The organism is Saccharopolyspora sp. NPDC049426 (assembly GCF_040676935.1).
GTDB lineage: Bacteria > Actinomycetota > Actinomycetes > Mycobacteriales > Pseudonocardiaceae > Saccharopolyspora.
The window spans coordinates 287,114-307,797 of the sequence record NZ_JBFAPZ010000005.1 but is presented as its reverse complement, the minus strand read 5'-3'; the positions used below and the strand labels follow the sequence as shown (position 1 = coordinate 307,797).

Here is a 20,684-nt window from a genome sequence, read left to right as displayed (position 1 = left end):
CCGTTCAGGCGACCGTGGGCAGCGCGGGTGTCGTAACGTCGTAGACCTTGCCGGGGCGGGTCAGCAGCGGCGTCAGGATCAGCGCCTTGCGCTGGGTGTCCTTCAACGAACCCCAGTCGACGGTGCGACCGCCGGTGAGCTCCAGCCGCACGTCGCTCGGGCTGCCCGCCACCACCGCGGTCACCTCACCCCGCACCGGGACCGGCAGTGCCACCAGCACCGACAGCGCGGCTCGGGTGGTGGGGTCGTCGGCGGCGGCCTTCGGCGCGCGCAGTTCCGGCACACCGGCGGGCGGTTGGGCGACCGTCTCGAACGGCACCCCTGCCAGGTCGAGCACCCGGATCCCGTCGGTGGCGCGGAAGTACGCCGCCGGGGTCCGCTCGGTGACCTGGATGATCACGGTCGACGGCCAGTCCAGCACCGCCGTCGCGTCGGCGACCTTCGGCAAGCCGCGCAGGTGCTCCCGGATCTGCCCCGGATCCACCCGCAGCATCGGAGTGCCCTCGGCGACCCCGGCGGCCTGGACCACCGCGTCGGAGGGCAGACCCTCGTTGCCCTCCACGCGCACCGCGCGCACGCCCAGCAGCGGCGAGAAGTAGACGACCAGGAAACCGATGGTCGCCACCGCCAGCACGCCCGGCAGCAGGAAGCGCCGCCAGGCGGGAGCGGGCGGCGCGCTCCGGCGCACCGGACGGCGCCGCGCTCGCTCCGCCGCGCTCCGGTCCGTCACCCGTGGTCCTCCCCGTTGCCGTTGCCGCCGGAAGCGAGGGCCCGGTCGAGCTCGCCGAGGATCTCCGGACCGAGCATCGTCACGTCACCCGCGCCCATGGTCAGCACCAGGTCGCCGGGACGCACCAGGCCCGCGACGCGCGGGCCCGCGTCGGTGAAGGACGGCTCGAAGTGCACGTTCTCGGCGGACAGCGGGATCGCGTCGGAGATCAGCTTGCCGGTCACGCCCGGCTGCGGGTCCTCCCGCGCTCCGTAGACGTCGAGCACGACGACCTCGTCGGCCAGGCCCAGGGCCTCGGCGAACTCGGCGGCGAACGTCGCGGTCCGGGAGAACAGGTGCGGCTGGAACACCACGATCAACCGGCCCGCCCCGACGACCGGGCGGGCCGCGCGGAGCTGCGCGGCGACCTCGGTCGGGTGGTGCGCGTAGTCGTCGTAGACGCGAATGCCGTTGACCCGGCCCTTGAACTCGAAGCGGCGCCGCACACCGCCGAACGCGGCCAGACCTTCCAGCATCCCCTCCAGCGGGGCGCCGAGCTCCAGACCGGCCAGCAGGGCCGCGACGGCGTTGCCCGCCATGTGCTCGCCGGGGACGGCGACCTGCACGTCGACCAGCTCGCCGGACACGCCCACCAGCTCCACCGACACCACGCCGATGCCCTGGGTTGCGCGGTAGCCGGCCAGCCGGGCGTCGCCGTCGGCGGTGGCGTTCGCGCCGTAACGGCGGACCCGCACCCCGGCCGATTCCGCCTGCACCGCAAGGGCTTCCGCGCCGGGGTCGTCGGAGCAGGCGATGAGCACGCCGCCCGGTTCGATGCGGCCGATGAAGTCCTCGAAGACCTTGGTGTAGGCCTCGGCGGTGCCGTGGTGGTCCAGGTGGTCGGGTTCGACGTTGGTCACCACCGCCACCGACGGCGCGAACACCAGGAACGATCCGTCGCTCTCGTCGGCCTCGGCGACGAAGACCCCGCCGTCGCCGTGGTGGGCGTTGGCGCCGGACTCGTTGAGGTCGCCGCCGATGGCGAACGACGGGTCGATCCGGCAGTGCTGCAACGCCACGGTGAGCATCGAGGTGGTCGAGGTCTTGCCGTGCGTGCCCGCGACGCAGGCGACGCGGTGGTCGGACATCAGCCCGGCCAGCGCTTCGGCCCGCCGCAGCACGGTGATGCCGCGTTCCTGCGCGGCGACCAGCTCGGCGTTGTCCGGGCGGATCGCGGTGGAGACCACCACGGCCGTCGGCTCCTGGTCGAGCAGGTCGAGGTTCTCGGCGTGGTGCCCGATCCCGATGCTCGCGCCCTGGGCACGCAGCGCCATGACGGTGCGCGAGTCGCGCGCGTCCGAGCCGGAGACCTGGCGGCCGCGGGCGAGCAGGATGCGGGCGATGCCGCTCATCCCAGCCCCACCGATGCCCACCAGGTGAACCCGATCGAGCAGTCGGTCCATGTCGGCGGTCATTGACCCGCCACCTCCATCACGATGCGGGCGAGCACCTGGTCGGCCTCGCGGTGGCCGCTGCCCATGGTGGCCTGGCTCATCATCTGCAGGCGCTGCGCGTCCAGCGCCATCGGGATGATCTCGTCGATGACCCGCTGCGGCGTCAGCTCCGCGTCGGCGACCAGCCGGGCTCCTCCGGCGCTGACCACCGGCTGAGCGTTGAGCGCCTGTTCACCGTTGCCGTGCGGCAGCGGCACGAACACGGCGGGCAGGCCGACGGCGGAGACCTCGGCGACAGTCATCGCACCGGACCGGCACACGACCAGGTCGGCGGCGGCGTAGGCGAGGTCCATCTTCTCCAGGTACGGCACGGTCCGGTAGATCGGCGCGCCCATGACCTGCTGGATGGCGACGCTGTTCTTAGGTCCGTGCGCGTGCAGCACGCCGATGCCGGCGCGGCCGAGCGCCTGCGCGGCACCGGAGAAGGCGGTGTTGAGCGTCTGCGCGCCCTGCGAACCGCCGAAGACCAGGATCGTCGGTGCGTGCGGGTGCAGCCCGAAGTGCTGGCGGGCCTGCATCCGCAGCTTCCAGCGGTCCAGCCGGGTGATCGACTCGCGCAGCGGGATGCCGATGGCCTGGGCACCGGGCAGTCCGCTGTCCGGCGTCGCCGCCAGCACCCGGGCGGCGAGCTTGGCGCCGACCTTGTTGGCGAGTCCGGCGCGGGCGTTGGCCTCGTGCACCACGATCGGCACCCGGCCGCGGGCGGCCAGGTAGGCGGGCAGCGAGACGTAGCCGCCGAAGCCGACGACGACGTGAGCGCCGACCTTGTCGAGCACGTCGCGAGTCTGGTGCACCGATTCGCGCACCTTCAGCGGCAGCTTGAGCAGGTCGGCGTTCGGCTTGCGGGGCATGGGCACCGGCGGGATCAGCTCCAGCGGATATCCGCGAGCCGGGACCAGCCGGTTCTCCAGTCCTCGTTCGGTGCCCAACGCGGTGATCTGGGCGTCGGGGCGGATGCGTCGTACCGCGTCGGCCAGCGCCAGGGCCGGTTCGATGTGCCCCGCGGTGCCGCCTCCGGCGACCACCACCGACAGCCGACGCATGCCCATAGCAGCGCCCTGCGGTCCGCCCAGGTGCTGGATGCGGACCGTCTCGTCCCCGCTCAACGGTGTCCTCCTCGTGTCTGAGCCCGGGAGCCGGGCCCGCTGCGCGCACCTCGTGCGCGGGGTTCTGCTCCGCTCCGGCGCGTTCCGGACGCGCCGGAGCTCTTTGCGCCGGGCCGGGTCCGGGGAACGGGCCGGGAAGTCTTCCGCCTCGCCGGCGGCCGGTAGGGCGCCGGGGTGGGCAGTCGCAGCAGCTTGCCGACCCGCCCCGGTCCCAGAGACCGTAGCGCGGCGATGGCCTCGGGTTCGTGCCGGGCGAAGTTCGCGAGCAGGCCGAACACCAGCATGCTGGTCACCACCGAGGACCCGCCCGAGGAGATCAGCGGCAGCGGCAGACCGGTGGTGGGCAGCAGGCCGACCACGTAGCCGATGTTGATCACGGCCTGGCCGACCAGCCAGGTGGTCAGGGTCGCCGCGACCAGCCGGATGAAGGGGTCGGTGTTGCGGAAGGCGATGCGCATGCCCACGTAGGCCGTGGTGGCGTACAGCATCAGCACTATGGCGCAGCCGATGAACCCGAGCTCCTCGCCGATGACCGCGAAGATGTAGTCGTTGTGCACGTTGGGCAGGTACTGCCACTTAGACCAGCCCTGGCCGAGGCCGCGGCCCACCAGTCCGCCGTCGGCCAGCGCGAACAGCGCCTGCATGGCCTGGTAGCCGTTGCCGGAGGGGTCCGATGCCGGGTCGAGGAAGGACGTCAGCCGCGCCATCCGGTATTCGGCGATCATCGCCAGCGCGATGCCGCCGGTGACCGCGCCCAGCGCCATCACGAGGAACAGGCGCAGCGGCGCTCCGGCGAACCACAGCAGCGCCAGCAGCACGACGAACAGCGTGATCGTCGAGCCGAGGTCGGGCTGCATCATCACGAGCGTGAACATCAGCAGCGCGGCGGGCACCACTGGCACCAGCAGGTGGCGGTACTGGGTCATCAGGCCGCGCTTGGTGACCAGCACGTGCCCGCCCCACAGCGCGAAGGCGATCTTGCCGAACTCGACGGGCTGGAACGACACGCCGGCGACGAAGAACCAGCTCCGGGCACCGTTGAGCTCGGTGCCCACGCCGGGGATCAGCACGAGCACCAGGAGTCCGAGGCAGAAGGCCAGGATGCCGAGGCTGTAGCGGCGCAGCAGGCGCACCGGGGCGCGCAGCGCGACGTAGAACAGCACGAGCCCCGCGACGCAGTACATGACCTGCTTGACGAACACGCTGTAGGACGAGCCGTCCCGGTTGAACGAGTCGACGCTGGACGCCGAGAGCACCATCACCAAGCCGAACACCGTGAGCAGGCCGAAGACGGCCAGCAGCAGGTGGAACGAGGCCAGCGGGCGGGTCAGCCAGGCGGTCAGCGTGGACAGCACCGTCACCCCGGCCCGCCTGCGGGGATCTCGCGCGGCAGCGCCCTTCGTCGCAGCGGTGGTCACCGGATCACCCGCCGCGCGTCGTCGCCGCCGGGGTTTCGGACAGCACGTCGCGCACCGCGTCGGCGAAAGCCCTGCCGCGGTGGGCGTAGTCGGTGAACATGTCCATCGACGCTGCCGCTGGGGCGAGCAGCACCACCGAGCCGGGCCGCGCGCTGTCGTGCGCCAGGCGAACCGCTTCGAGCATGCCCGCATCGTCCCCCGATGCGACCTCGTGCACGGGCACATCCGGGGCGTGTCGGCCGAGTGCGGCGGAGAACTCGCCCCGGTCCCGACCGATCAGCACCGCGGTCGCGAGCCGTCCGGCGTTGGCGCGGACCAGCTCGTCGACGTCGGCGCCCTTGAGCAGGCCACCCGCGATCCACACGACGGAGTCGTGGGCGCGCAGGGCGGCGTCGGCGGCGTGCGGGTTGGTGGCCTTGGAGTCGTCCACATAGGACACACCGTCGGCTTCGGCGATGAGCACCGAGCGGTGCGCGCCGGGCTCGAAGTCGCGCAGGCCCGCCGCGACGGCCGCCGGTTCGACGCCGAGGGCGCGGGCCAGCGCCGCCGCGGCCAGCGCGTTCGCCACGTTGTGCGGACCCGCCGGTCGGACCTCGTACAGCCGGGCGAGTTCCACGTCATCACCGAAAGCGCGGTCGACCAGCCGGTCCTCGTCGACGCCGAGCTGACCTGCCTGCGGGACGCCTAGGGTGAACGACACTCGCCGTCCCCCGGCGGCCTCGACGAGCCGGGTGGACCACTCGTCGTCGGCGTTGAACACCGCGACGTCGTTGCCCGCGAACACCTTCGCCTTCGCCTCGCCGTAGGACTCCAGCGAGCCGTGCCAGTCGAGGTGGTCGTCGGCGAGGTTGAGCACCGCACCGGCCTTCGGGCGCAGCGCCTGCTGCCAGTGCAGCTGGAAGCTGGAGAGCTCCACCGCCAGCACCCGGTGCCCAGCGCGGACCGCGTCCACCACGGGCAGCCCGACGTTCCCGCAGGCCACGACGTCGGCATCGGCGGCGCGCAGGATCGACTCCAGCATGCTCACCGTGGTCGTCTTGCCGTTCGTGCCGGTCACCGCGAGCCACGTCGCGGGGCCCTCGGGCCGCTCCTGGTCCAGCCACCACGCGAGCTCGACCTCACCGATCACCTCGATCCCGCCGGCGGCGGCCGCAGCGGGCAGCGGCGCGTCGGGCCGCCAGCCGGGGCTGGTGACCACCAGGTCCGTGCCCTCCGGCGGGGTGTTGAGCCCGGGAACGAGCCGCGCGCCCTGGGATTCCAGCGAGGCGAGCGCGGCGAGCCGGTCCGCCGAACCGTCGGTGACCGTCACCTCGGCACCCGCCGCCAGCAGCGCCTCCGCCGCCGACCGCCCGGACACCCCGGCACCGGCGACCAGCACCTGCAACCCTCGGTACCGGCTCACGGCCCGCCTCCCTGCCTCGTCGTCGTGCGATTCATCGTCTTCGAGCGGCGAAGCCGCTCAGCCCACCCTAGGCACTGGCGCCGCCGCGGGTCCTGAGCGGCTTCGTGGCGAGGACGGCCGCTCCGCCGCGCGTGGGACGGTGGCGCCCGCGGTCCGCGGAGCCCTCAGGTTCCGCCACGCGGAGATCCCTACCGCGCCAGCGCCAGCCAGTCGGCGTAGAAGAGCCCCACGCCGAACATGCAGCTGATGCCCGCCAGCACCCAGAACCGGATGATGACCGTGGTCTCGGCCCAGCCCGCCAGCTCGAAGTGGTGGTGGAACGGGGCCATCCGGAACAGGCGTCGGCGAGTCGTGCGGAACACCACGATCTGCAGCACCACCGACAGCGCCTCGACGACGAACACGCCACCGATGATGATCATCAGCAGTTCGGTGCGGGTCGCCATCGACAGGCCCGCCAGCAGACCGCCCAGCGCCAGCGAGCCGGTGTCACCCATGAAGATCTTCGCGGGCGCGGCGTTCCACCACAGGAACCCGACGCAGGCGGCCATCGCCGCCGCCGCGACCACCGCGATGTCCAGCGGGTCGCGCACCGTGTAGCAGCCCGGGGCCGGGCCGGCGCCGAAGCAGTCGTTGCGCAGCTGCCAGAACGCGATGAGCACGTAGGTCGCCAGCACCATCGCCGCCGTGCCACCGGCCAGGCCGTCCATGCCGTCGGTGAAGTTGACCGCGTTGGACCAGCCGCTGATCGCGATGTAGGCGAAGATCACGAACCCGACCGCGCCGAACGAGATCACCGTGATGTCCCGCAGGAACGACAGGTCCACCGACGCCGGGGTGACGTCGTTCTGGTTCGGGAACTGGATCGCCAGGATCGCGAAAAGCACCGAAGCGACCAGCTGGCCGACCAGCTTCGCGGTCTTGTTCAGACCCAGGTTGCGCTGCTTGCGGATCTTGATGAAGTCGTCGAGGAACCCGACGATGCCCAGCGCCGTGGTCAGCCCCAGCACCAGCAGCCCGGTGGCGGTGGGCGGCTCGCCCATCACCAGGTGTGTGACCAGGTAGCCGCACCACATCGCGACCAGGATGGCCATGCCGCCCATCGTCGGCGTGCCGCGCTTGGCGGCGTGCTGGCCCTGCACCTCTTCGCGGATCTCCTGGCCGAAGCCCTGCCGGGAGAACACCCGGATCAGGTAGGGCGTGAACAGGATCGAGACCACCAGCGCCACCGCGGCGGAAATCAGAATCGGCTTCACTGCTGCTGCTCTCCATTACCGCCATCGGCGAACAAGGCTTCCGCGACTCGCCACAGCCCGGCCGAGTTGGACGCCTTGGTCAAGACCACATCACCCGGACGCAGCTCGGCGCGCAGCAGCGCGACGGCCTCGTCGATGTCCGCAACGAGCACCGATTCCTCTCCCCACGACCCTTCCAGCGATGCGGCCTGGTGCATCGCCTGGGCCTGTTCGCCGACCACCACGAGCCGGTCGATGTTCAGCCGGACGGCCAGCCGCCCGATCTCGTCATGCGCCTCCACGTCGGCGTCGCCGAGCTCGGCCATCGGCCCGAGCACGGCCCACGCCCGCGCGGGGCGGCCCCTGGTCATCGCGGCCAGCGTCTTCAGCGCGGCGCGCACCGACTCGGGGTTGGCGTTGTAGGCGTCGTTGACCACGGTGACGCCGTTCGGGGTCTCGGCGACCTCCATGCGTCGCGCGGAGACCCGCTGGATGGAGCCCAGCCGTTCGGCGACCTGCGGCAGCGTCGCGCCCAGCTCCAGCGCCACGGCCGCGGCCGACAGGGCGTTGCCGACGTGGTGCTCGCCGAACAGCGGCAGCGTCACGCGCGCCGTGGTCCGCCCGGCCGGGGTTCCCTCTCCGGTGACCAGCGTGAACGTCGGCCGCGCGAGCTCGTCGACCTCGACGTCCTCGGCGCGCACGTGGGCTTTCGGGGACTCGCCGACGAAGACCACCCGCGCCCGGGTGCGCTCGGCCATCGCCGCCACCAGCGGGTCGTCGGCGTTGAGCACCGCGACTCCGTCGGCGGGCAGCGACTCCACGAGCTCGCCCTTGGCCTGCGCGACCGCCTCCTGCGAGCCGAACTCGCCCAGGTGCGCGTGGCCGACGTTGAGGACCACGCCGATGCGCGGCGGGGCGACCTCGCAGAGGCTCGCGATGTGGCCGACACCGCGGGCCGACAGCTCCAGCACGAGGTGCCGGGTCTGCTCGTCGGCGCGCAGCACCGTCCACGGGTGGCCGAGCTCGTTGTTGAACGAGCCGGGCGGCGCGACCGTCGGCCCCATCGGGGCCAGCAGCTGCGCGATCAGGTCCTTGGTGGACGTCTTGCCGGACGAGCCGGTCACGCCGACGACGGCGAGCTCCGGCAGCCGGTCCACGACGTGGCGGGCCAGCTTCGCCAGCCCGGCCAGCACGGCCGCTCCGGTGCCGTCGGTGTCGCCGGCCAGCGCCATGGCGCTGGAGCGCTCCTCGACCGGCACCGTCGGCACCAGCACTGCGGGGGCGTCCACCTCGCGCGCGGCGAGCACGCCGGTCGCGCCGTCGGTGATGGACTGCGCGGCGAAGTCGTGCCCGTCGACGCGTTCTCCCGGCACGGCCACGAAAAGCCCGCCGTCGGTGATCTTGCGCGAGTCGAACTCGACCCCGGCGCTGACGATCTCCGAACCTTCCGCACGGTGAAGCCTGCCGTCCACCGCCGAAGCGATGTCAGCAAGGCTGAGCCGGATCAACCTGCCTCCTCGGTGTTCTTGCGGGACATCCGCGTCCGGCAGGCCGGGTTGTCACCCGGCCTCCTGATCTGCTGCTTCGCCAGCGTTTCGGCGCTCACGCGCCCGCTGTCGTGTCCCGCCCCCGACGATCTTGGGTTTCTTCGTTGTGGCCAAGCCTATGGCGCAGCGCGGCGGCCAGCTCCTCCCGGTCCGAGAAGGGGTGCACCACGCCCGCCACATCCTGTCCTGTCTCGTGACCCTTGCCCGCGACGACCACGATGTCGCCGGACTTGGCACGTTCGACCGCCGCGACGATGGCCGCTCGGCGGTCGCCGATCTCGATCACCTCACCACGCTCGCCGGTGGGCACCTCCTGGGCCCCCGCCAGCATCGCGGCCCGGATGTCGGCCGGGTCCTCGCTCCGCGGATTGTCGTCGGTGACGATCAGCAGTTCCGACCGCCGTGCGGCGGCCTCGCCCATCAGCGGGCGCTTGGCGGTGTCCCGGTCGCCTCCGCAGCCGAGCACGACGACGACGTCGCCGTCGACCTGCGCTCTCGCGGCGTCCAGCACGGCCGAAACCGCACCAGGTTTGTGCGAGTAGTCCACCACAGCGGTGAAGTCCTGCCCCAGCGCGACACGCTCCATCCGACCGGGCACGTCGACCTCGGCGAGGCCCTTTTCGATCGCGACCAGCGGGACGTCGGCGGCGTGCAGCACACCGATCGCCAGCAGCGCGTTCGCGACGTTGAACGGACCGGGAAGGCGCAGCCGGATCGGCATCTCGATGCCGCCGGGACCGTGCGCGGTGAAGGTCTGCTCGCCGGTCGGGTACGCCGTGACGTCGGTGGCGGTCCAGTCGGCGCCGGTGCTCTCGGTGGAGACGGTGACCGTGCCAGCGGTGACCAGCCTGCGACCCCAGTCGCCGTCCACGCAGACCACCTCGTGCTCGGCGCGCCCGTCGAACAGCAGCGCCTTGGCCTGGAAGTAGTCCTCCAGGTCGCGGTGGAAGTCCAGGTGGTCCTGGGAGAGGTTGCTGAAGGCCCCGACCGCGAAGCGGGTGCCCGACACGCGGCCCATGGCCAGCGCGTGGCTGGAGACCTCCATGGCGACCGTGGTCACGTCGTGCTCGACCATCACCGCCAGCAGCGCCTGCAGGTCGGGGGCCTCCGGGGTGGTGAACGCGCTGTCCAGGCGCTCACCGGCGATCCGGGTCTCCACCGTGCCGATCTGGCCGGTGGTGAGGCCGGCGGCGTTGAGCGCGGATTCCAGCAGGTAGCTGGTGGTCGTCTTGCCGGAGGTGCCGGTGACGCCGAGGATCTTCAGCTTGCTGGACGGGTCCCCGTAGATCAGCGCCGACGCCCTGCCGAGGACGCCGCGCGGGTCGTCGTGCTCCAGCAGCACCACGCGCCCCGCGCGGACCGCGGGATGCTCGGTCAGGTTCGCGCGGAGGATTCCGTCGGCGTCGGTGAGCACCGCGTGCGCGCCCGCGTCGAGCGCCTGCTCGGCGAAGTCGGCGCCGTGCACGCGGATGCCGGGTAGGGCGGCGAAGAGGTCGCCGGGACGCACGTGTTGAGCGCGGAGTGTGGCACCGGTGACCGCCGTTTCGAAGGCGGGCTGACCAGGTACGCGCACCACGCGCGCGCCGATTTCATCGGCGAGCTTGTTGATCTGCACCGGCTCGACGCGGGTGGGTCGAGGCGGAGCAGTCGCGACCGCGGAAGGCACGTCGCGCAAGGCTACCGGTAGCACCGTCGGCCGCATCTCCATGGTCGCCCACCCGTTCGGCCGCACGACCGCTGCGCTGAACCGAGCAGTGGCGCTCCGGGCGCTGCGCTGTTCGGGGCGCGCGTTTCGACGCCCCGTGCACGCCCGTTCCGAAGCGTGACGGACGCCGGGCAGGGTGTCCGCTTTCAGGCTCGGCAGGCGCCGTGGCGAGAAGTGGACGCACCCCTGGCTCACGACATTCCGGACCTATAACGTTCCGATGCCCGTTGGAGATTCACCAGCCTCTGGAGGAAGTCGTGAGAAACCATCGTCCCGGCCGCGTGGCCGCCACCGGTCTCGCCGCCGCACTGCTCCTCGCTCCGCTGACCGCCCAGACCGCGCCGGCCGCGCCGGCCGCCGAACCCGCCGCCACCGCACCGGCCGCCGTCACCCCGCTCGACGCCGGCGACGGCACCGCCCAGGGCGCCGTCGAGTGGTACGAGGCCCACACGGGAGACACCTCCTACGAGGGCATGTGCGAGATGGCCGCCGAGAACGCCTGGGGCGTCACCGGCGTCTGGCCCTCCGCCATCGACCACTGGAACGGCGCGGTCGCCGCGGGCAAGGCCCACACCGACGGCTCCACTCCCCCGGCCGGCGCCTTCGTCTACTGGAACATCAGCGAGTACGGCCACGTCGGCATCGCCGACGGCAACGGCGGCTTCCACAGCAGCAGCGTCAACGGCGCCATCGGCCACGCCGACAGCACCTCCTACTTCAGCAACTACCTCGGCTGGAGCGACCCGCAGGTCCCCGCCGGCCTCTGACACCCCAGCCCCTTCGAATTTCGCGCGAAATTCGAACGCCACGCGCCTGACCGCGCTGAGCATCCGGGTAGGTCGCTCAGCGCGGTCCGTCGCTCGGTCAGTGGCCGTCGCGGGGGACGTAGCTGCCGGACTTGCCGACGAGGAAGTCCAGATCGGCACCGTCGGACGCCTGCAGGACGTGGTCGTAGTAGAGCCGCTGCCAACCGCGCTCGTAGGGGTTGTCCGGGTCCTTCCACTCGGCCTGGCGGCGCTGGAGCTCCTCGTCCGGGATCTCCAGGTCCAGCCGCCGGTTGGGCACGTCGATGCTGATGGTGTCGCCCGTGCGGACGAAGGCCAGCGGTCCTCCGGCCGCGGCCTCGGGCGTGACGTGCAGGACGACGGTGCCGTAGGCGGTACCGCTCATCCGGCCGTCGGAGATGCGGACGATGTCGTCGAACCCGGCGTCCTGCACCTTCTTCGGCACCGGGACGTTGGCGACCTCGGGCATCCCCGGGTAACCCTTCGGCCCGGCGTTGCGGACCACCAGCACGGTGTTCTCGTCGACGTCGAGATCGTCGTCCTTGCACACCGCGTAGTACTCGTCGACGTCCTCGAACACCATCGCCGTGCCCCGGTGCACCAGCAGCCGGGGCGAGGCCGCGGACTGCTTGATCACGGCACCACCGGGCGCCAGCGATCCGCGCAGCACCGCGGTGCCGGTGCCCACGGCCTGGAACGGCTCGTCGAAGGAGGTGATGACCTCGCGGTTGTGCACCTCGGCGTCGGCGATGTTCTCGCCCATCGTCTTGCCGTTGACGGTGATCGCCTCGCGATCGACCAGTGCGCCGAGCTCCTTGAGGACCGCGGGAAGCCCGCCCGCGTAGCAGAAGTCCTCCATCAGGAACTTGCCGCTGGGCTGCAGGTTCACCAGCGTCGGCACCTCGCGGGTGTCGAGGTCGAAGTCGTCGACGGTGAGCTCCACGCCGACCCGCTTGGCGATCGCGATCAGGTGCACCACGGCGTTGGTGGAGCCGCCGATGGCGGCGTTGGCGCGGATGGCGTTGCGGAACGCCTCGCGGGTGAGGATGTCGGAGGGCTTGAGGTCCTCGGAGACCATCTCCACGATCCGCTGCCCGGTCTGCTGCGCGGTGGCGTAGCGGCGGGCGTCCACGGCGGGCCAGGACGCGGCGTAGGGCAGCTGCATGCCCAGCGCCTCGACGACGCAGGCCATGGTCGAGGCGGTGCCCATCGTCATGCAGTGCCCGTTGGAGCGGGACATGCAGCCCTCGATGAAGTAGCACTCCTCCTGGTCGATGCGACCCGCGACCAGGTCGGCCTCGGCCTGCCACACGGCGGTGCCGGAGCCGATGTCGGTTCCCCGGTACTTGCCGTTGAGCATCGGTCCGCCGGTGAGCATCACGGCTGGCAGGTCGACGCTGGAGGCCGCCATCAGCAGCCCCGGAGTGGTCTTGTCGCAACCGGACAGCAGCACCAGGCCGTCGAGCGGGTTGGCGCGGATGGTCTCCTCGGCCTGCATGGCCAGCAGGTTGCGGTAGAGCATGGTGGTCGGCCGCATCAGCGTCTCGCCGAGCGCCATGTTGGGGAATTCCAGGGGGAATCCGCCCGCCTGCCACACTCCGCGCTTCACCGATTCGGCGATGCGCTGCTGGTGGGCGTTGCACGGGGCCAGCTCCGACCAGGTCGTGCCGATGCCGATGACCGGCCGCCCGTCGAACACCTCGTCGCTGTAGCCCTGGTTCTTCACCCAGGAACGAGCGGTCATGCCTGCTCGCCCGTAGGCCCCGAACCAGCTGGCGCTGCGCCGCGGCGTGCTCATCGCGTCCTCCTGAGCTGTGGTTTCCAGCGGATGGAAGGGACGTAACCAGCTCGTGCGGCAGCGCGCAATAGCCCATCCGCAATACCGAACAGTGGTTGCCATTTCGAACGGGACCGTTGACGCCGCCGAGCGACGCTCCTACGCTCGTGATCCAAATCACGAACAACGTTCGACATACCGAACCTCGACGAGGAGGCACGGTGCGATCCGACGCCCCGGCGCTGCGCACAGCGGTACGGCGAGTCATGGTCCGACTGATCCCGTTCCTGTTCCTGATGTACGTCATCGCGTTCCTGGACCGCGTCAACATCGGCTTCGCCAAGGAGGAGTTCCAGGCGCACGCCGGCATCTCGGAGGCCGCGTACGCGCTCGGCGCGGGCCTGTTCTTCATCGGCTACGCGCTGTTCGAAGTCCCCAGCAACCTGATCATGACGCGGGTCGGTGCCCGCTGGTGGATGTGCCGGATCATGGTCACCTGGGGACTCATCTCGGCGGCGATGTCGCTGGTCAACAGCGAGTTCCTGTTCTACCTGCTGCGCTTCCTGCTCGGCGTGGCCGAAGCCGGGTTCTTCCCCGGCGTGATCCTCTACATCACCTACTGGGTTCCGCACGCCTACCGCGCCCGCTGCAACGCGCTGTTCTACTTCGGCATCCCGCTGGCCTCCGTGCTCGGCGCACCGCTGTCGGGCGCGCTGCTGGAGCTCGACGGCGCGGCCGGGTTCCTGGGCTGGCAGTGGATGTTCGCCGTCGAGGGCCTGATCGCCTGCGTCGTGGGCGTGTGGGCGTTCTTCTACCTCGACGACTCCCCCGCCCACGCCAAGTGGCTCACCGAGGAGCAGCGCACCACCCTGCAAGCCGCGCTGGACGCCGAGGACGGGGCGAAGCGAGGACCGCACCGGCTGCTGTCGGCCCTGGTGGACCTCCGGGTGCTGTACTTCTGCCTGATCTACTTCCTGATCCAGTGCAGCGTCTACGGCATGACCTTCTACCTGCCGACGCAGGTGTCCGAAGCCGTCGGCAGCGAGGTCGGACTGCTGGTCGGGCTGGTCACGGCGATCCCGTGGACCGTGGCGCTGGTGGTCAACATCGTGGTCAACACGGCCGCGGACCGCCTTGCCCAGCCGAAGAAGCGCTTCGTCGCGGCCGCCTGCGTCGCCGTCGGCTCGGTCGGCATCGCGGCCTCCGCGGCCTTCAGCAACCCGGTCCTGGCCATCGCGGGCCTGTCGGTGGCCGCGGCCGGCTACATCACCGTTCAGCCGGTCTTCTGGACCTTCCCGGCCGCCTACCTGACGGGAACCGCCGCGGCGGCCGGCATCGGCCTCATCAACTCGCTGGGCAACCTGGGCGGCTTCGTCGCCCCGGTCGCCAAGACCTGGGTCGAATCCACTCTCGACTCCGACGCGGCAGGCCTCTACCTCCTCGCCCTCTGCGGTTTCGCCGCAGCAGCCCTCTTCCTCACCCTCACCAAGTCCGAAGACCCCACCGCCACGACGAGATCCACGACCCCGCAGACCACCCGAGCCACGAAGAACCTCGACCGGAACTGACCCGAACTCCCCCGGAAGCCCACCAAGGGGTGGTTGTGGTCCGAATCGACCCCTGATCACGTCCGTTTTGCCCGGTCAATTCGGACCAGAACTGCCCCCTCGCAACACACCGCACACCGACAACCGGCTCTCCCCGCGAAGGGGAGAGCCGGTTGTCGGTTCACTCAGGGAGCTGCAGCGTCTGCATCGGGGCCTGTTCCTTGGACAGCGGGATCTGGTAGCGCTGGGTGAGGGAACTGGCGATCGTGTTGAACAGCGGCGCCGCCGAGCTGGATTCGCGGGAACCGGACGGGGCGTCGAGCATCAGGCCGACCACGAACCGCGGATCGTCCGCGGGGACCATGCCTGCGAACGTGATCCAGTACTTGGACTGGCTGTAGCAGCGGCACGCGGGATCGATCTGCTGCGCCGTACCGGTCTTGCCCGACACCTGGTACCCCGGCATCGCGGCGGCCGGGCCCGTGCCGTCGTCGGCGCTGCCAGGACCGTTCTGCACCACCGAGCGCAGCATGTCCTTGACGGTGTGCGCGGTCTGCGGGCTCACGACCCGGACCGGTTCCGGACGCGGCCGTTCGATCCGCGTTCCGTCCGGGCCGATCTCGGCCTCGATGATGCGCGGCGGCATGCGGACGCCGTCGTTGGCGATCGCCTGGTACATGCCCGCCATCTGCAGCACGGTCATCGAGAGCCCCTGCCCGATGGGCAGGTTCGCGAAGGACGAGCCCGACCACTTCTCGCGCGGGAGCAGGCTGCCCCCGCTCTCGCCGGGCAGGCCGATGCCGGTCAGCTTGCCGAGCCCGAACGCCTTGGCCAGGTCGTACCACCGCTGCTCGCCGAGCTGCTGGGCGACCATCAGCGTCCCCACGTTGGAGGACTTGCCGAGAACGCCGGTGAAGGTCAGGCCGATGGTGCCGTGCTCCCACGCGTCACCCACCGTGCGGTCGGCGACCTCGATGCTGCCCGGCACCTGCAGCACCGTCTCGGGCTTGACCACGCCGTGCTCGATCGCGCCCGCCGCGGTGATCAGCTTGTTGACGGAGCCGGGCTCGAAGGGCGTGGTGACCGCCGGGTTGCCGAGGTTGCCCACCCACGGGCCGCGCGGGTCGAAGGTCTTGTCGTTGGCCAGCGCGTAGACCTCGCCGGTCTTGGCGTCGAGGACCACCGCGCTCGCGCTCTTGGCACCCGCGCGGCCGGCGTAGTCGGAGACCGCCTGCTGCACCATGTGCTGCAGGTCGGAGTCCAGGGTCAGCTGCACGTCCGAACCGGGGGTGGCCGGTTCCAGCTCTCGCTCGGTGCCGGGGATGACCAGGCTCGACCCCATCGCGGTGTCGGAGACCTTGGTGCCGTTGCGACCTGCGAGGACCTTGTTCATCGCCAGTTCCAGGCCGATCTGGCCCTGGACCTTGCGCTCGTCCATCCGCCAGTTCGCCGCGCCTATGACGTTGGCCGCCAGGTTGCCCGCCGGGTACTCGCGGGTGGCGCGGTACTCGGCGCCGATGTGCGGGTACTTCTCGGTGATCAGGTTGGCCTGGCTGGGATCGATCTCGGGACCGAAGTAGGTGAACGCGGCGTCCTTGAACAGCGCGTCCAGCACCTCCTGCTCGGTGATCTGGCCGGGCAGCGTCTTGGCGATGAACCGGGCGATTTCCTGCTTGTGCTGCACCGAGGTCGGCTTGCTCGGATCCTTGGCGTGCTGCTCGTCGAAAGCCTGCGTGAGCTGGCGCGGGTTGGCGTAGAGCTGGCGCGCTTCGCTGGAGAAGGCGAGCACGTTGGAGTTGCGGTCCACGATGGACCCGCGTTCGGCGGGGATCGCGTCCTTGGTGATCCGCTGCTTCTCGGCCTGGCTGGACAGCTCACCGGCTTCCACGCCCTGCACCTGGACCAGCTTGGCCCCGGTGACCAGCAACGCGATCACCATGAGCAACCGCCCGACCAACAACCGCCGGTTGCTTCCGGCGACGTTGGTGCGGGCGGTGCGACCTCGTGTTTGGGGCCTGCGCGGCATCAGCGCCCCATCGCCTGCGCTTGGGCCGGGTCGTTCTGCGGCGCGGTCTGCGGGGCCGCCGGCGGAACCGGCTGACCGGGCACGACCGCCTGACCCTGCGCGGCCGGCGGCGCGGGCGGGGCGGGTGGCGGCGGGGCGGTGGCCTTCTCCGGCTCACCGACGACCACGACCGAACCGTCCGGCTGCGGCACCAGGTGCGCAGGCGCCGGGGCCTTGACCATGCCGAGCTCCTGCTCGGCGCGGCGCTGGATCTCCGGCGTCGAACCCATCGTGCTGACGTCGCGCTGCAGCTGCTCCTTGCGCTCGTTGAGCGCGTTGACCCGGGATTCGCCCTCCTGCAGCTGGTAGCTGCCGCTGACCGCCGAGATCGACAGCCACAGCGTCGCCGCCAGGCCGGTGGCCAGCACGACCATCACGACCACGACCAGCGGCAGCCGGGCCAGCGTCGAGACCCGGTCGTGCACCAGCTGCTTGGCGCGCGGCATGGCCGCGACAGGACGTCGTTCCTCGATGCCCTGCCGGACCTGGCGCGGGCGCCGGGCGGACTGCTCGCGGCGCTCCTCGCGACGCGCGTAGGCGCGCTCGGCGGCGGCCGAGCGGGTGCGGCGCTTGTCGGCCTTCTTGGGCGGCGGCTTCAGCCCCGTCGGCTGAGGTGCCGTGCGGGTCTTCTCGACGGTCTCGGCCTGGGCGCTGTCGGTCCGTGAAGCCGCGTTGGCACGTGCAGGTGCAGTCATGTCGCCTCCTCGCCGTTGCCCCCGCGGATCCGCTCGGCGGCGCGCAGCCGCACCGAAGCCGCCCTGGGGTTGGTTTCTCTCTCGTCCTCACCGGCCTGCTCGGAACCCCGGGTGAGCAGCCGGAATTCCGGCCCGTGCCCGGGGAGTTCGACCGGCAGGTCGACCGGGGTGCGGGACTTCACGCGATCGGCGAGCTCCCGCTTGGTGATCTTGTCCTCCAGCGAGTGGTAGGACATGACCGCGATCCGACCGCCCACGGCCAGCGACTCCAGAGCCGCGGGCAGCGCCCGCTCCAGCACGTCGAGCTCGGCGTTGACCTCGATGCGCAGCGCCTGGAAGGTGCGCTTGGCCGGGTGCCCTCCGGTGCGCCGGCTGGCGGCCGGGACCGCGTTGTAGAGCAGCTCGACCAGCCGTGCGCTGTTGCTGAACGGTTCCTTGTCGCGCTCGCGCAGGATCGCCGAGGCGATCTTGCCCGCGAACTTCTCCTCGCCGTAGACCCGCAGCACCCGCGCCAGGTCCTCGTGCGCGTAGGTGTTGAGGACGTCGGCGGCGGTGCGCGGCGCACCGGGATCCATCCGCATGTCCAGGGGCGCGTCCTGCGAGTAGGCGAAACCGCGGTCGGCCTCGTCCAGCTGCAACGAGGACACGCCCAGGTCGAACAGCGCAGCGTCCACAGCGGACAGTCCGAGCTCGTCGAGCACCCGGTCCCACTCGTCGTAGACCGCGTGCACCAGGTGGATCCGGTCGGCGTACGGCGCCAGCCGCTCGCCCGCCAGGCGCAGCGCGTCCGGGTCGCGGTCGAGTCCGACCAGCGTCAACCCCGGGTGCGCGGCGAGCATCGCCTCGGAGTGCCCGCCCATGCCCAGCGTGGCGTCGACGACCACCGCCCCGTCCCGGGACAGCGCAGGCGCGAGCAGCTCCAGCGTGCGCTCCAACAGCACCGGCACGTGCCTGTCGCGGGCGGAACCGCCCGTCTCATGCGGCTTGTCGGCCACTGCGGTCCCTCCCTCCCGCGTGCCGTTCTTGCTCATAACCAGCGATCGGCGCGCACTCAGCAGTGCGCACCGACCGTCGCAGCGTTGATCCCCTCTTGCGCCGGATCCCGTCAGGTCCCCGCCCGCCCGTCGCTTCCTGGTACCGGGGAAGATGCACCAGGAGGCGAAAGCCGAGCGGACCGAGGCCTCACGAAACCCGACCGTCGCGCTCAGAACACGCCGGGCAGCACCTCCTCGCGAGCCTGGGCGTAGCCCTCCTCGTGCTCGTCGAGGTAGCTCTGCCACCTCTCCGCCTCCCAGATCTCCAGGCGGGTGATCGCGCCGATGACCACGCACTCCTTGTTCAGCTCCGCGTAGCGCCGCAGCTCCGGCGCGATGGAGATCCGCCCCTGCCCGTCGGGCCGCTGCTCGTCGGTTCCGGCGAACAGGTACCGCTGGTAGGCGCGAACTGCCTCGTTGGTGAACGGAGCCTCGGCGACCTTGCGCGCCATCTGCTCGAACTCGTCGCGCGGGAAGACGTAGAGGCAGTGGTCCTGACCTTTGGTGACCATCAGACCCCCAGCCAGTGCGTCCCGGAACTTCGCCGGCAGCGTCAAGCGCCCCTTGTCGTCGAGCTTGGGGTGATGGGTGCCGAGAAACATCCCGGTCCACCTCCCCCGGCCCGGATCGCCCCTGCCGACGACTGGTCCCCACGCCGAACCGACGCGGAGTCAACTGCCGACGAAGGCAGCAGGACCCCCTTTTGCCCCACCGCGCCCCACAGTACCCCACTTCGCTCCACCGTCAACACGAAACGCCCCCTTCACCCCGGCGGGGTCGCGACTGTTTCCGCAGGTAGCACGCCGTGGGGGCGGAGTGGGGGAAAACGGGGGCGCCGCTGTGCCCCCACCCCACCACGCACCACCGCCGGTCCACCAGCCACGATGAGTGGGAAATTCGCGAAAACCGCCGGTCAGCACGCGTGTAGATCAACTAGTCGGGCAGGCGGTTATGCTCAGGTCCGTTCGATGTTCGGCAGCCGCCGGGCATCGGTGGTGGGGTGAAGTGGGGGCAGTGCCGCCTCCCGCTCCGCCAGCCCGGTCCGGGTGTCCTCCCGGCACCCCCGGTCTGCGGGCCAGACATGACCGGGAGGGCGCAATCCAGGAGGTGGCGTGACGCCGAAAACCCAGCTGACCGGTGCCGTCGGACCAACGACCGATGGGCCCGTCGCCGCCGCGCCCGGCATCGATCACGTGCACGGGACCATCCAGCGCATCGCCGCCAACGTCGAGCAGGTCCTCGTCGGCAAGCCCGAGGTGGTCCGGATCGCGCTGGTCACCATGCTCGCCGAGGGCCACCTGCTGGTCGAGGACGTCCCCGGGGTGGGCAAGACCTCGCTGGCCAAGGCCCTCGCGCGCTCGATCGACTGCACCGTCAGCCGCATCCAGTTCACCCCGGACCTGTTGCCCAGCGACATCACCGGCGTGTCCATCTACAACCGGCAGACCGAGAGCTTCGAGTTCCGCCCGGGCCCGGTGTTCGCCAACGTCGTGGTGGGCGACGAGATCAACCGCGCCTCGCCGAAGACCCAGTCGGCGCTGCTGGAGTGCATGGAGGAGCAGCAGGTCACCGTCGACGGCGACACCTACGCGCTCGGCTCGCCGTTCATGGTCATCGCGACGCAGAACCCGGTCGAGATGGAGGGCACCTACGCCCTCCCGGAGGCCCAGCGCGACCGCTTCACCGCGCGGGTGTCGATCGGCTACCCCGACGCCAAGGCCGAGCTGGCGATGGTCGACGAGCACTCCGGGCACGACCCGCTGAGCCAGCTGCGCCCGGCCGCCGACGCCGCCGAGGTGCAGGAACTGCTGCGCGTGGTCTCCCAGGTTCACATCTCCACCGACATCCGCCGCTACGCGATCGAGCTGGTCACCGCGACCCGCAACCTCGCCGAGCTGCGGCTGGGCGCCTCGCCGCGCTCGACGCTGCAACTCGTGCGGGCCGCCCGCGCGCAGGCCGCGCTGGCCGGCCGCGACTTCGTCATCCCCGACGACCTGCAGGCCGTGGCCGTCCCGGTCCTGGCGCACCGGCTGGTGCTGACCAGCGAAGCCCGCGCCGCCCGCCGCTCGGCGACCGACCTGGTGCGGCAGCTGCTGGAGCGCATCCCGGTGCCGCGCGGCGACACGCACGACGAACGAGGCTGAC

The 20,684-nt window shown here is 71.2% G+C and carries 16 protein-coding genes; 3 read left to right on the top strand and 13 right to left on the bottom strand.

Annotated features, from left to right (window positions below):
* Window positions 1–4: 4 nt before the first annotated feature.
* The 8 genes from AB0J78_RS13205 to AB0J78_RS13170 all read right to left on the bottom strand — a co-directional run bounded on the left by AB0J78_RS13205 (window position 5) and on the right by AB0J78_RS13170 (window position 10,597).
* Window positions 5–730 (bottom strand): FtsQ-type POTRA domain-containing protein, encoded by a 726-nt coding sequence (locus tag AB0J78_RS13205; RefSeq protein WP_363789158.1) that lies wholly within the window; start codon window positions 728–730, stop codon window positions 5–7.
* Window positions 727–2,184 carry a UDP-N-acetylmuramate--L-alanine ligase gene (gene murC, locus AB0J78_RS13200; RefSeq protein ID WP_363789157.1) on the bottom strand — a complete coding sequence of 486 codons (1,458 nt, stop codon included), beginning with the start codon at window positions 2,182–2,184 and terminating at the stop codon, window positions 727–729. The genes AB0J78_RS13205 and murC overlap by 4 nt, the downstream gene beginning before the upstream one ends.
* A complete protein-coding gene (murG, locus tag AB0J78_RS13195) occupies window positions 2,181–3,272 on the bottom strand; it encodes an undecaprenyldiphospho-muramoylpentapeptide beta-N-acetylglucosaminyltransferase (RefSeq protein ID WP_363789321.1) in 1,092 nt (363 codons plus the stop codon). The genes murC and murG overlap by 4 nt, the downstream gene beginning before the upstream one ends.
* Before the next feature lie 53 nt (window positions 3,273–3,325).
* Window positions 3,326–4,690 carry a putative lipid II flippase FtsW gene (ftsW, locus tag AB0J78_RS13190; RefSeq protein ID WP_363789320.1) on the bottom strand — a complete coding sequence of 455 codons (1,365 nt, stop codon included), beginning with the start codon at window positions 4,688–4,690 and terminating at the stop codon, window positions 3,326–3,328.
* A gap of 61 nt (window positions 4,691–4,751) precedes the next feature.
* Entirely contained in the window at window positions 4,752–6,149 is a 1,398-nt protein-coding gene (gene murD, locus AB0J78_RS13185; protein ID WP_363789156.1) for a UDP-N-acetylmuramoyl-L-alanine--D-glutamate ligase, read from the bottom strand.
* Window positions 6,150–6,337: 188 nt separating this feature from the next.
* Window positions 6,338–7,405 (bottom strand): phospho-N-acetylmuramoyl-pentapeptide-transferase, encoded by a 1,068-nt coding sequence (gene mraY, locus AB0J78_RS13180; protein WP_132675152.1) that lies wholly within the window; start codon window positions 7,403–7,405, stop codon window positions 6,338–6,340.
* A complete protein-coding gene (gene murF, locus AB0J78_RS13175) occupies window positions 7,402–8,892 on the bottom strand; it encodes a UDP-N-acetylmuramoyl-tripeptide--D-alanyl-D-alanine ligase (RefSeq protein WP_363789155.1) in 1,491 nt (496 codons plus the stop codon). Before murF ends, mraY begins: the two co-directional genes overlap by 4 nt.
* Window positions 8,893–8,986: 94 nt before the next feature.
* Window positions 8,987–10,597 carry a UDP-N-acetylmuramoyl-L-alanyl-D-glutamate--2,6-diaminopimelate ligase gene (locus tag AB0J78_RS13170; protein WP_363789154.1) on the bottom strand — a complete coding sequence of 537 codons (1,611 nt, stop codon included), beginning with the start codon at window positions 10,595–10,597 and terminating at the stop codon, window positions 8,987–8,989.
* 296 nt (window positions 10,598–10,893) lie between these two features.
* Between AB0J78_RS13170 and AB0J78_RS13165 the strand changes: the two genes are divergently transcribed.
* The gene (locus AB0J78_RS13165) at window positions 10,894–11,403 is read left to right on the top strand and encodes a CHAP domain-containing protein (RefSeq protein ID WP_363789153.1); all 510 of its coding nucleotides are present in this window, start codon (window positions 10,894–10,896) and stop codon (window positions 11,401–11,403) included.
* A gap of 97 nt (window positions 11,404–11,500) precedes the next feature.
* Here the strand turns inward: AB0J78_RS13165 and AB0J78_RS13160 are convergent, their stop codons facing one another.
* Window positions 11,501–13,219, bottom strand: a complete 1,719-nt coding sequence (locus tag AB0J78_RS13160) for an IlvD/Edd family dehydratase (RefSeq protein ID WP_363789152.1) — start codon at window positions 13,217–13,219, stop codon at window positions 11,501–11,503.
* 200 nt (window positions 13,220–13,419) lie between these two features.
* Here AB0J78_RS13160 and AB0J78_RS13155 point away from each other — a divergent pair, with 200 nt between their 5' ends.
* The gene (locus tag AB0J78_RS13155) at window positions 13,420–14,766 is read left to right on the top strand and encodes an MFS transporter (RefSeq protein WP_363789151.1); all 1,347 of its coding nucleotides are present in this window, start codon (window positions 13,420–13,422) and stop codon (window positions 14,764–14,766) included.
* Window positions 14,767–14,926: 160 nt separating this feature from the next.
* On the opposite strand, the gene AB0J78_RS13150 is transcribed toward AB0J78_RS13155, so the two are convergent.
* From AB0J78_RS13150 to mraZ, 4 genes are all read right to left on the bottom strand, one after another.
* A complete protein-coding gene (locus AB0J78_RS13150; protein WP_363789150.1) occupies window positions 14,927–16,771 on the bottom strand; it encodes a penicillin-binding protein 2 in 1,845 nt (614 codons plus the stop codon).
* On the bottom strand, window positions 16,771–17,505 hold the full coding sequence (locus AB0J78_RS13145; RefSeq protein ID WP_363789149.1) for a hypothetical protein: 735 nt from the start codon (window positions 17,503–17,505) through the stop codon (window positions 16,771–16,773). The genes AB0J78_RS13150 and AB0J78_RS13145 overlap by 1 nt, the downstream gene beginning before the upstream one ends.
* Window positions 17,502–18,500: a 16S rRNA (cytosine(1402)-N(4))-methyltransferase RsmH gene (gene rsmH, locus AB0J78_RS13140; RefSeq protein WP_363789148.1), complete on the bottom strand. Its 999-nt coding sequence runs from the start codon at window positions 18,498–18,500 to the stop codon at window positions 17,502–17,504. Before rsmH ends, AB0J78_RS13145 begins: the two co-directional genes overlap by 4 nt.
* A gap of 209 nt (window positions 18,501–18,709) precedes the next feature.
* Window positions 18,710–19,141: a division/cell wall cluster transcriptional repressor MraZ gene (gene mraZ, locus AB0J78_RS13135; RefSeq protein ID WP_363789147.1), complete on the bottom strand. Its 432-nt coding sequence runs from the start codon at window positions 19,139–19,141 to the stop codon at window positions 18,710–18,712.
* A gap of 582 nt (window positions 19,142–19,723) precedes the next feature.
* On the opposite strand from mraZ, the gene AB0J78_RS13130 reads away from it, so the two are divergent.
* Window positions 19,724–20,683 (top strand): MoxR family ATPase, encoded by a 960-nt coding sequence (locus AB0J78_RS13130; protein ID WP_363789319.1) that lies wholly within the window; start codon window positions 19,724–19,726, stop codon window positions 20,681–20,683.
* Window position 20,684: the final 1 nt, after the last annotated feature.